Consider the following 12636-nt stretch of genomic DNA (forward strand, 5'->3'; position numbering starts at 1 on the left):
TCACAGCAACAATGCCTAAATTATTGTTCCTACCGATCTTCCTTCAAAAACCTCTCCTTCCACCACAACCTGCTGAATCAATGTTGTCTTCGGATGCTCTATCAGGTTGACCAGGCTTTCTGCCGCCTTGGCTCCCACTTGCTCGGTATCCTGACGCAAAGTCGTAAGCTGCGGCTCCAAATGTCTTCCAATCCTTATTCCGTCGTACCCCGCTATGGAAATATCCTGAGGGATATTAAGACCTCTCTCTGTAATAGCATTGATTCCCCCGAAACTGGCGAAATCATCAGGATACAAGATGCAAGTCGGCGGATTGGGTAAATCCAAAAGTTCCTGCGTCTGTGCGAAAGAACCTTTCGTATCCCTGTATGCGGCCTCTTTTATATATTCATCCGGAACCTCCAGTCCAAGTTCCTCCGCCGTCTTATAAAAGGAAGACAACCGGCTTTGCGTTACCGCCGAATCCATACCGTGGATATAAGCGATGTGCCGATGCCCCTTGTTATATACGAAAGTAAGTAAATCTTTCATTCCCTTCACATTGTCTGAAATGATTGCAATTCTGTTATTGAACAAGTGATCAATGGTCACTACCGGAATATCACTTCTGACCAGCTCCACAACCTCCGGGTCATAGAAATCGATACAAGCTATTGCCACTCCGTCAAAGCCCCGATACATCGAATGCTCCAGATAAGACATCTTGTTCGTTCTGGTCTTGCAGCAGTTAATGAAGGTCATATCATACCCTCTCTGTTCTGCCGTCCTCTTGAAGCTGTCTAAAACGTATGAGAAGTAATCATGCTTCAAACCACTTTGGTCATCATCTACAAAAAGTACTCCAAGATTATATGTACGGTTTGTCTTCAAAGCTTTCGCCGCCGAATTGGGAAAGTACCCCATTTCCTTGGCAACCTTTCTGATATGCTCTTTCGTTTCTTCCCCGATATCGCTGTGGTTATTCAGCGCCTTGCTTACCGTTGCTACCGATACCCCACACGTTACCGAAATATCTTTCATTGACACCATGTCACTTACTCCCTCCAATTATTTAGAAGTTCGGTCTCTGCCGTTTATAGAATATTATAACTTATCTTATCCAAAACTCCAACCAAACATCTTTTATAGAGATGAGTGTTTTGAATCACTTAATCGTTTTCGTACTCTTAGTGTATAACACTTTTTATACTTTTTCAAGAGTTTTTTTATTTGTTTTGTTCATTTTTTATACTTTTGTAAATTTTAAACAGTTTTAAGCATAGTTTTCTCAAGCATTTGCACAATTCTCATTTCCTTTTCTTCTATATAATGCATTTGATACGGATATTTTCTTGAATCGTTTTCGTACAAGCAAAAAACTTCTGCTTTTTACATCATTTTTTGCAATCGTATAAAGAACTCATACTTTTACTTGTGTTTTACACGTTTCTGTCTTGCATTATAGAAATATATTCTGTATAATTTAATTCACAAAGAATTACGTCTTTTACTTGACTTTTACTTAATCGTTTTCTATAATGCATTTTTAAGAGGTATTTTTGCTGTCATTAATTGTTTTCGTACATATTTTCATGCGTTCCCATTTGTTTAAGTACCTTTATACTTAATTTTTGTTGTTGTATTCTTGCTGTATTCTCGTTGCTGTACTTTTCTGTAATAAGGAGTGCGTCTATTACAAAAACAATGGATACACTGCTTTTGTTCTATTTTTTGATTGATTCATTTTATTGCTTAGATTTGACGCAATGATAAACATGGTGGATTTATATTTCACACTCTTACTTATAGGATAGGGAGGATAGGTTGAAAGGTAAAAGATTTTTCAACATCCTGATTTATACGTGTGCTAAAGCACACAGATAGGAGTTATTATGAAATTTGGATTTTTTGATGATAGCAAGAAGGAGTACGTCATTACCACCCCCAGGACGCCCCTTCCGTGGATTAATTATCTCGGATGCAATGAGTTTTTCAGCATTATTTCCAATACCTGCGGCGGATACTCATTCTATAAAGACGCGAAGCTTTTACGTCTTACCAGATATCGTTACAATGATGTTCCCGGCGACGTAAACGGTAAATACTTTTTTATTAAAGATGGAGATACTGTATGGAATCCCGGCTGGCAGCCTACGAAGACCGAGCTGGATTCCTACGAATGCCGCCACGGCATCGGCTACAGCCGCTTTACTTCATCCAAGAACGATGTGCAGGCTCAGGTTCTTACCTTCGTTCCCTTGGGTGATAACTGCGAAATCAGTTCTCTGAAGCTTACCAACAATTCCTCTTCTGCAAAGACACTTTCGCTCTTCTCATATGTGGAATGGTGCCTTTGGAACGCAGATGATGACATGAAGAACTTCCAGCGTAATCTGAGCATCGGAGAAGTGGAAGTCATCGGCTCCACGATTTATCATAAGACGGAATACAGGGAACGCAGGAATCACTACGCTGTTTACTCGGTAAATTCCAAAATTGACGGCTTCGACACGAGCCGCGATGATTTCCTCGGCGCATATCGCGGCGCTGACGCTCCTTTGGCAGTAGAAAACGGTGCGTGTACGGGTTCCATCGCCAGCGGCTGGTCTCCCATCGCCGCCCATCAGCTCAATCTTTCCTTACAGCCCGGCGAGACGAAATCCTTCATCTTCGTGCTCGGCTACCTGGAAAATTTGCAGGGTGAAAAATGGGAGTCTTCAGGTATAATCAACAAGAGACCGGCAGACGAGATGCTGGCCAAGTATCAGACGGATGAGGATGTGGAAAAAGCTTTCGCCCGGTTAAACAACTATTGGGACGGTCTTCTTTCCAAATATACGGTCAGGTCCTCAAACGATAAAGTGGACCGTATGGTAAATATTTGGAATCAGTATCAGTGCATGGTAACCTTCAATATGTCCCGTTCCGCATCCTATTATGAATCCGGAATCGGAAGGGGGATGGGCTTCCGCGATTCCTGCCAGGATCTTCTCGGTTTCGTTCATCTCATTCCTGACCGTGCAAGAGAAAGGATTATCGATATCGCTTCTACCCAGTTCCAGGACGGAAGCGCGTACCATCAGTATCAGCCTCTTACGAAGAAGGGCAATTCCGACATCGGCAGCGGTTTTAATGACGATCCGTTATGGCTCATCGCCGGAACAAGCGCTTATGTCCGGGAAACAGGAGACGTTTCCATATTGACCGAAATGGTTCCTTTCGATAACGACGCTTCTGTAGCAGCACCGCTCATGGAACATTTAAGGCGTTCGTTAGATTATGTCATAACACACAAAGGCCCTCATAAGCTGCCTCTGATCGGACGTGCCGATTGGAACGACTGTCTGAACCTGAATTGCTTTTCCGAGCATCCCGGGGAGTCCTTCCAAACTTTCGGCCCCAGCGAAGGGCCAGTAGCAGAATCCGTATTTATTGCCGGCATGTTCGTTAAGTACGGCGAAGAATACGCTCAGCTTTGCGAATTGATGGGAATGCCCACAGAAGCTGAGAGAGCCCGAAAAGAAGCCGAGCTCATGAACGAGGCGATTATAAAAGACGGATGGGATGGTGAGTGGTTTATCCGCGCTTACGATGCATACAGCAATAAGATCGGTTCCAAGGAATGTGAGGAAGGCAAGATTTTCATAGAACCTCAGGGCTTTTGTTCCCTTGCCGGAGTCGGCGTAGAAGAAGGATTAGCAAAAAAAGCTTTGGATTCTGTAAAAGAAAAGCTGGATACCGAATACGGCGTTATGATTTTACAGCCTGCCTATACTAAATATCATCTGGAGCTTGGAGAAGTTTCCTCTTATCCGCCGGGCTACAAAGAAAATGCGGGTATCTTCTGTCATAATAACCCTTGGGTCTCCATTGCTGAGACGGTAATAGGACGCGGAGACCGCGCTTTTGAAATCTATCAGAAAACTTGTCCTGCTTATGTGGAAGAAATTAGCGAGATTCACAGAACGGAGCCTTACGTATATGCGCAGATGGTGGCAGGACGCGATGCGAAATTCCACGGCGAAGCAAAAAACAGCTGGCTGACCGGAACTGCAGCTTGGACTTTTGTCAATATTTCACAATATATTTTAGGCTTGTACCCGACTCACACCGGACTTTCTATCAATCCCTGTGTGCCTAAGAACTTCGGCGATTTCGAGTTGACCAGACAATTCCGCGAGGGCAATTATACGATTAAGGTACAAAATCCCGACAATGCAGAAAAAGGTATAAAGCAAATTTATGTGGATGGAAGTCCGATCAATGGATGTGTCATCCCCTACGTAAAAGGAAAGACCTTCTACGATGTAACAGTCGTAATGGGCTAAAAATTCATTAATAAACTCCTGCAAGGATTGCAAAATATTTGATATGCCTTCCCATCCTTGCAGGAGTTTTTATATTGTATTTTACATTAGCGGCCCAAACAGCCGAAGCACTCTTCCTGTAAGCCTTAAAAGCACCGGAATCTTTTTATAATAAGCCATATTTATCTCAATGCAGCTTTTCAAGGTTTTTGCAAAATCTGCTTCCACGTCTGCCACTGCCTCATTTCTGTACAGATAGACACCACATTCGAAATGATGATACAGACTGCGGTAATCCAGGTTTACTGTCCCCACCACCGCTTTTTCATCGTCAGAAACAAAAACCTTCGCATGTATAAAGCCCGGCTCATATTCGTATACTTTTACTCCTGCCCCCAGCAAATCAGGATAATAGGTGCGGGAAATTGCAAAAACTGCTTTCTTGTCCGGAATGTGGGGGACGATCAGCTTGACATCTACTCCTCTTCTGGCCGCATATTGAAGAACATCCAGCATCGCGTTGTCCACGATAAAATAAGGAGTCATGATATGTACATAGTTCGTCGCCTGATTTACCACGTCCATATAAATCGTCTCAGCGACATTTTCCGGAGTTGCCGGACCGTCTCCATAAGGTATTATGAAGCCGGAGCTTCTTACCGCTTTCTTTTCGCTCTTCCTGATGTATTTGGAATAATCCCCCTCTGCGGCTTCCGATATGTTCCACATCTGTAAGAACATAAGCGTGAAGCTTTTCACAGCATCTCCCTCGACCTTAATCGCCGCATCCTTCCAATGTCCGAATCTGACTACCTCGTTAATATATTCGTCTGCCATGTTGACTCCGCCGGTATACGCCGTCTTGCCGTCTATGACGAGAATTTTCCTATGATCTCTGTTATTCTGGGCCGTAGACAGGAGGGGAATAATAGGTGAGAACATCTTTGTCTTAATCCCGCAAGCCTCCAATTGCTTCGGATAGGAATAGGGCAAGAGTAAAAGAGAGCACATACCGTCATACATGAACCGGACTTCCACGCCTTCCTTCACCTTTTCTTTAAGAATCTCCAGAACGCAGTTCCACATCCGCCCTCTCTCTACGATAAAATATTCCAAAAAAATGAACTCCTTCGCATCCTTAAGCTCCTTCAACAAATCAGCGAATTTTTCTTCTCCTGTAGGAAAGTAAGTGACGGAAGCACCGCCATACGAAGGAAAACCACCTTCCGCTTCCACATAACGGCTTAAGTTGGCCATATGGGTACTTGAAATTTCCATTCGTTTTCTCGTCCTCTCATCGGTATGGAGAAATTCTTCCGTTTCCTTTCTCCGTTTATTCAGCCGCTTTTTCATCCCCAGGTTCGTCCAGTCTCCTACAATGAACAGATAAAGCAACGCCCCGAACACCGGAGTCGCACAAATGGGTATGACCCACGCCAGCTTGAATTCGGGCATTTCATCCTTATTGATAATATAAATCAGAAGGGCAGCGCTTACAGATACCATCACCGCCAAATACACTTCCGAATATTCTTCCAGCCACCTGAATCCGGCAATCAGCCAAAAAAGCTGTATCAACAGAAGAATAAGGGTAATCATCGTCCTGCTGAATACTATTTTAAAAACTACGCCAATAAACCTTTTCACATCCTTCGTCCGCCTCCGCATTTACAAAAATCCGGTAAAACTTACGAAAGCTTTACCGGATGTTCTTATTCTACGCCATTCATCTTAATAGTTCTCAGCTCTTACCTGAAAATATGACTGCGGATGATCACAAACAGGGCATATCTGAGGCGCTTTCTTTCCGACATGGATATGACCGCAGTTCGCACACTGCCAGATAACGTCTCCATCCTTTGAGAATACCGCATCTCCTTCGATATTCGAAAGAAGCTTAAGATATCTCTCCTCATGCTCTTTTTCGATTTTCGCTACGCTTTCGAACAGCATTGCAATCTTATCGAATCCTTCTTCTTTCGCCTCTTTTGCAAACTTGGCATACATATCGGTCCATTCGTAATTCTCGCCTGCCGCTGCATCCTTCAGATTGTCCATAGTACTGCCAATGCCGTCATGAAGAAGCTTGAACCATATCTTCGCATGCTCCTTCTCGTTATTCGCCGTCTCTTCAAAAAGAGCCGCTATCTGAACATATCCGTCTTTCTTCGCTTTGGAAGCATAGTATGTATATTTGTTTCTCGCTTCTGATTCCCCTGCGAATGCTGTTTTTAAGTTAGCTTCTGTCTTTGTACCCTTTAAATCTGCCATAGTCTTGTTCTCCTTTTCTTTTTAGTTATTTTTACGGTTTCCCTGGCTTATTACCCTTTCCACCGCTTGTGCACCCTATTACCGACTTGGTCAACAGTCTGCCGCCTTTGTGTCATTTTTACTGACACGCTTGTCACATTCCTCACAAATTCCTTCGAACAGCAAAGTATGTCCTATAATTCGATAGCCATGTGAACATTCGATTTCTTCCTCCGGTACAGGAAACTGCTTCATACTTACATTGCCAATTCTGCCGCATTTCTTACACTGCACATGACAATGCTTCTCAGTCTCGTAATCGAACCTGTCTCCTCCTCCTACACTGGATATCCGCAGAATACGGCCCTCCTCCGCCATCCGGTTCAATATCCGGAAAACGGTAGCACGGCTAATAGACGAATGCTTATTGCAGATCTCAATATAAATGTCATCTGCCGTAGGATGATCGTGCATCTGCCGCAAGGTCTGCGCCACGATTTCCTGCTGTATCGTATTTCTGCGTTCTGCCATGAGAATCACCCCTTTGTTATTCTCGCGAAGGCAACGAATCAAGTAGGCCTACTGCGAGGTATTCGACTCTGCTCTGACGTCATCAAATTATATGCTAATAATACTTAGTATCATTAAATATATAATACCATATTGATAAAATTTGTCAATATGCTTTCACTATATTATTTCAATCTTCCCACGGTCTGATGCGGTACGAAACGCCTAATAAATCACAGATTTTCAAGCATTCTTCCTGCTCCTCTTTTGTAATTGCAGTTTCCACTGTCGTAAGTATAACCTTAGGCACATATCTTTTCACATTTTCTGCAAATTTCAAAAGCGCATCAAAAGCCTCTTCTCCGAATTTATTCCGGGTCAATCTATAGTATTCCTCTCTGTCCGGCGTATTCAGACTTATGGATATGGTATCCACATAGCCGCCAAACATAGGCGCCGTGTTCTTTTTATGGATTAAATCGGAAAGCCCGTTAGTATTCACCCGTATCGGAAGTTTGAACTTCTCCTTTACGAATCCTGCTATTTCCAAAAGATCCTCCAGCCTCTCCGTAGGCTCGCCGAATCCGCAAAATACCACTTCCTTATATTTAGCCATATCAAATTTTTCGAATTCGTCTTTTACCTCTTGTACAGAAGGTTCCCTTTCCAGCCATAAGCTGCCCGACTGATTCATTTCCTCCCGCGTCTGCCGCAAGCAAAATGTGCAGGCACAGGGGCAGCGATTGGTCAAATTCACATACAGATTATCGTACACTTCATATAAAATTGTCATCATGACGGTTATACCTTTCTCACGGCCTTCTTCGCCGTGGTGGTTCCTTCCTTATTTCGATTTTCTCAATTTCTCTTCAGTGTATACAAAACTTCTTCAAAGCATACGCCGTCGGTCTGGGGAATATTCATCTCCACGGATTTCACAATACATTTCTTCACGAAATCGGAAGCCTTCTTTACAGAGCGGTCAAAATCCACTCCGTTTACTGCATCCGCTGCTATAATAGAAGCAAATACATCGCCCGTTCCCGATCGCTCCGTTCCCGCTTTATGTGTCCGCAGAAGCTTTGGTTCCTTTCCTTTTTCCATTACATAATTTGCAATGAATTCCCCTTGTGGAATTCCGGTAATCACCACTTTTTCCGGCCCGCGGCAGGAAAGTGCCTCCGCCATAGCATATAGCTCTTTTTTCTTCCAGCCGTTTTCCTTATATGGCGTCTTCGTCAGTTTACAGCATTCTGTCAGGTTAGGCGTTATAATATCAGCATAGGCAACTAACCGCCCCATCTCATCACACATTTCGTCCGTGTAGGTGGCGTACATTCTGCCGTGGTCGCCCATGACAGGATCGATCACAACGGTAGTCCTATCGCTTCGAAATTCTTCGATGAAATGAATTACCGTCTCTATTTGTTTTCTGGAGCCTAAGAATCCGGATGCGATTCCCTCGAATTCCAGCTCAAGATCATGCCACTTGGAAATATAAGTCTCTATTCTGTCCGTATAATCATCGAAAAAGAAATCCTTAAATCCGGTATGGTTAGAAAAAATAGAAGTAGGTACCGGACAACACTGTACTCCCATATAAGAGATAATCGGCATCGATACCGTAAGGGAACAACGCCCGAAACCGGATAAGTCATTAATTACTGCCATTTTTTTCTGATTGTTATGGGACATGATTTGTTCTCTCAGATATTTCATAAAATTCTCCGTCATTCTCTAAAAAAATGTCTACCAGAAGCGGGTCGAAATGGCTTCCTTTTCCTTCTTTAATGATATCCACACTCGTTTCATGGGAAAAGCTCTTTTTATACACTCTCTTGGAGCGGAGCGCATCGTATACGTCTACCAACGCCATAATCCTTGCAGCTACCGGAATATCCGCTCCCATTATACGATTGGGGTATCCGCTCCCGTCCCACTTTTCATGGTGGTAAAGGGCAATATCCATTCCCATTTTAATGAACTCGTTCATCTTGTATTTCTTCTGAATGCTGGACAGCGTTTCATACCCTATGGTAACGTGAGTCTTCATAATCTCGAATTCCTCGGGTGTCAATTTGCCCGGCTTTAACAAAATCGCATCGGGGATTCCCACCTTGCCTATGTCGTGCAAGGGACTTGCCTTTCCTATATTTTCTATAAAGGTCTGGTCGATTTCACCGGAATATGCCCCCAGCTCCCAAAGTTTATTTGCCACGAAGCTGCAATATTGGGCCGTTCTCACAACGTGCTCACCCGTATCATCATCCCTGGACTCGGCCAGCTTCACCAGCGCATGGATGGTGGCTATTTGAGAGGCACTTATTTCCTCCACCTTTTCCCGGACTAAATCCTCCAAATGATTGTTGTATTCCGTCATTTTTTCCTCGGCTATCTTAGCCGCGGTAATATCCTGAATCGTACCGTGCACCGATATCGCTTCTCCGCCTGAATCGCGCAAAACCACACTGCGGATGTGAACCCACTTAATTCTTCCATCCTCCATAACCAGACGATAACGCAGTTCGGGAAGTTCGGCTCCCTCCATGAAATCATCCAGGATCCGCATCGCCCTTTTTCTATCCTCAGGATGAACTTTGCCGAAAAAGATGTTCAGACTCGATTCCTCATCATCTCCAAGCTCCAATATCTTATTCGTCGTACCAGACCACCCCAGTTCCTTCGTCCCGATATCCAAATCCCAACTGCCCAGCAACGCAATCTCCTGTGCTTCTCTAAGCCTCGCATCGCTCCTCTCCAGCCGTTTGGACACCTCCGCGTATCTGGTCATAAGCTCTGAAACCAGCTTTGTCTGTATACAGTTATCGATCTGATTTGCAAAATAATCAAAAACGGTCTTTATATGTTCGTCTTCATAAAAGCTCGGCTGCTTTTCTTCCATTTCCGCTATAATTTCTTCCGCCCGTTTCAACAGCTTTCCTCCTCTAAGAAGTAATCGATTCCCACGTTGGTCAATGCTTTCAAATGTGATATGGCCGCTTCCTTCGCAGCTCTTGTATGAAGAATGCTTCCGTGCTGCGGCGCGATAAGGGAAATATCCAGTTCCTCTATTCTCTCCAGCGCATAAATCAGCGCCTTCTTCGATGTCATATTATGCTTATGAAAATTGCAGATACCCTCTATCTGGCAATTCTTATTCGTATAGGGACAGATTTCCTGCGGCAGACAATCCTTGCAGCGCTCATCAATCTGTGTATAAAGATGCCAATTGTAATCGTAGCTTCCGAAAATATCGCTGCTGAATAATACCTTTGTCTTCGTATCATAAGTAACGAAGCTGCCGGGACAATGCGAATAAGGCGTCCTGATAAATTGCAGGCGTCTGCCGCTTGCGAATTCAAACTGCATTCCCATCTTCTCAATGCAAAGCTTTGGCGATCTTGTCGAGTAATAATTGATAAAAAGGTTGTTCTCCCGGTGCGAAATAACTTTCAGGTCCTCGCTGTTAATCATGGCCTCCATATGCGGAATATTCGCACATAAATCAGGATCATAATGCTGGTAAATCAAATTCTTAATCTGACTCGGACTCGTTCCTGTCCGCAGAATCTTCAGCATTACTGTACTAAAGTCTCCCCTGCTGCCGCTATCGATCAAAACTGCTTCTCCTTCATCCACGATAAGATAGGGATTGCAATGCAGCCCCATGTTCTCATCGGCAAACCCAACCCAGTAGACCCCCTGCGCAATTTCAATATATTCGCTGTAATCCAATGTCTGATTTCTCATTCGTAGTTGTCTCCTTTTTCATTGGGAAGGTTCCGGTCATAAGAACAAAAGTATGTTTCGAACACGCCCGCGGTACATAAAACAAAACTCGAACCACATCAACAATATGTCCGAGTTTTCGTCGATATAAAATATTATAGTTTATAAGAATTGCGGATGCAAGATGAATTGCATATTATATGAAATAATATTTCTTCTATTTGAGTCCCACAATGATTCCATCTGATTCATAATACATAAGAGGGTATTGGCTGCACAATGCTTCGTCTTCCTTTTTAAATATGTATATAGTATCTTCTTGCAGATTTCCCATACTTGTTTCCAAATTATCATGAATATCTCCTGCTGCGGCAGAGTGGGCTAAATAAAAATTGTTAACAGTCATTTTATGGAGATAGGCATACTGACCCACATTGTAAAGAATATCATGGTTGTTTGTTACATGAGAAACAAATATCACATGCTTTTTATCATTGGCAATTGTCTCCCATAAATCGCCCTGCAGCATACTCTCATATTTCACATCAGACTTAAATTCCAGCCTCTTACTCCCCAAAACGTTGCTTATATCGTAAATTTGCAGAATCAATAAGATAAATAATATCGGCACAGATACCCACCTTTTCCCAAATGCCTTAGTTGCTCTGGCGATAGAATAAAACATAATCAAATATACTGCTCCCCAGATAAATCGTCCGCTGGCACGAAACAACCCCCACCAGGAAACCAATTTACTCGGGTACGGTAGCTCAAATACTAAATTCCCATTTATTGCAAATAGATGGGAAGCCGAAATCATAACACATGCAACACATATAAAAATATACGCAAAAAAGTGGTATGATATTTTTGGTTCTTTTCTCCTGAAAATATTCAGAAGGCTATAAAGAATGGAAATGGCAAGCAATATAAATATACCACTTCCTAAATAAGCAAATCCATCTCCTGAACCTTCTCCGTAAGCGGATAATGGCGGAAAGAATCTCGACCAGCCCATAGAATTAAAGAAACCGTTCATATTAAAGCTAAATTGTCCTAACCCACCGGCGTCGAGCTGATGATCATGAGAAAAACCACCTAGCAGGTAAATCATACATAAAGAACCAAAAAGATATGATGGCACAATTAAAAACAGGGAAATATTGCTTCTATCTTTTAAAAACCTGGCCAGCAGAAATCCAGCCATGATAATTCCACACATAGGGATATAATATATATGTATCATCGCGCATAATACTCCCATCCCTCCCCAAACTGCACAACTCCTTATGACCTTTGTTTCACCATCAATGTATTTCAAAGACAGACACCAAGCAAGCAACAGCAGCCATTGGCTGGATAATGCTGTATGGAAAAACATACGGGCGATAAATATAGGCGCCATCACGAAGAAAATGCTTCCGACACAAGCAACGACCTCATCACGAATAAAGTGATAAATCAATTTTGCCGAGAAAACCGCTTGTAAAATAAAGCAAAGAAATCCCCATAGTCCAAAATATTGAAATGTATCCGGCAATATTGGAGATAAAAGCTTGAAAAAAACGGCGAAAACAGGAATGGAATCCGTAAAAATAACGGAAACATCATTTGGATATGCGATAGTATCCATAAGCCCTATCGGAAACTTCCATTCACTCATGCGGAAAAATTCCCATCCGATATAATGCTGCGTCAAGTCTCCGCCCCGCAGCAGCCAGTCGTCGTACAACGGATTGAGAATCTTAACCCCATAAACAGCCACGAAGCAAATTACTGCTCCCAAGATTGAAAAAAGATAAAGACTATATTTTTTTAAGTGATTCAAAACTTGAATTTTCCCCCCCCACCTTTTTAAACG

10 protein-coding genes are annotated in these 12636 nt (G+C 43.0%); 1 reads left to right on the forward strand and 9 read right to left on the reverse strand.

The features are described 5' to 3' along the window. Positions 1-15: 15 nt before the first annotated feature. A complete protein-coding gene (locus CC90_RS0121590) occupies positions 16-1029 on the reverse strand; it encodes a LacI family DNA-binding transcriptional regulator (RefSeq protein ID WP_031392775.1) in 1014 nt (337 codons plus the stop codon). 842 nt (positions 1030-1871) lie between these two features. On the opposite strand from CC90_RS0121590, the gene CC90_RS0121595 reads away from it, so the two are divergent. Continuing rightward, on the forward strand, positions 1872-4307 hold the full coding sequence (locus CC90_RS0121595; RefSeq protein WP_031392776.1) for a GH36-type glycosyl hydrolase domain-containing protein: 2436 nt from the start codon (positions 1872-1874) through the stop codon (positions 4305-4307). Positions 4308-4388: 81 nt separating this feature from the next. Here CC90_RS0121595 and cls read toward each other — a convergent pair whose 3' ends face one another. The 8 genes from cls to CC90_RS0121635 all read right to left on the reverse strand — a co-directional run bounded on the left by cls (position 4389) and on the right by CC90_RS0121635 (position 12603). Beyond that, entirely contained in the window at positions 4389-5885 is a 1497-nt protein-coding gene (cls, locus tag CC90_RS0121600; protein ID WP_108702683.1) for a cardiolipin synthase, read from the reverse strand. Positions 5886-6017: 132 nt separating this feature from the next. After that, positions 6018-6557 (reverse strand): rubrerythrin, encoded by a 540-nt coding sequence (rbr, locus tag CC90_RS0121605; protein WP_031392778.1) that lies wholly within the window; start codon positions 6555-6557, stop codon positions 6018-6020. Positions 6558-6647: 90 nt separating this feature from the next. After that, on the reverse strand, positions 6648-7067 hold the full coding sequence (locus CC90_RS0121610) for a Fur family transcriptional regulator (protein ID WP_051869954.1): 420 nt from the start codon (positions 7065-7067) through the stop codon (positions 6648-6650). A 169-nt stretch (positions 7068-7236) separates the two neighbouring features. Beyond that, positions 7237-7842, reverse strand: coding sequence for a TIGR04100 family radical SAM protein (locus CC90_RS0121615; RefSeq protein ID WP_330373275.1), 606 nt, complete (start codon positions 7840-7842; stop codon positions 7237-7239). 62 nt (positions 7843-7904) lie between these two features. Beyond that, complete coding sequence (locus CC90_RS0121620; RefSeq protein WP_242843372.1) at positions 7905-8765, reverse strand: pyridoxamine kinase; 861 nt, start codon at positions 8763-8765, stop codon at positions 7905-7907. Then, positions 8731-9978, reverse strand: a complete 1248-nt coding sequence (locus tag CC90_RS23490) for an HD-GYP domain-containing protein (protein ID WP_051869956.1) — start codon at positions 9976-9978, stop codon at positions 8731-8733. Before CC90_RS23490 ends, CC90_RS0121620 begins: the two co-directional genes overlap by 35 nt. Then, positions 9975-10796, reverse strand: coding sequence for an oxygen-binding di-iron domain-containing protein (locus tag CC90_RS0121630; protein ID WP_031392783.1), 822 nt, complete (start codon positions 10794-10796; stop codon positions 9975-9977). Before CC90_RS0121630 ends, CC90_RS23490 begins: the two co-directional genes overlap by 4 nt. A gap of 196 nt (positions 10797-10992) precedes the next feature. After that, positions 10993-12603, reverse strand: coding sequence for a DUF6311 domain-containing protein (locus CC90_RS0121635; RefSeq protein ID WP_031392784.1), 1611 nt, complete (start codon positions 12601-12603; stop codon positions 10993-10995). Positions 12604-12636 lie beyond the last annotated feature (33 nt).

It is taken from the genome of Kineothrix alysoides (assembly GCF_000732725.1).
Taxonomy (GTDB): Bacteria; Bacillota; Clostridia; order Lachnospirales; family Lachnospiraceae; genus Kineothrix; species Kineothrix alysoides.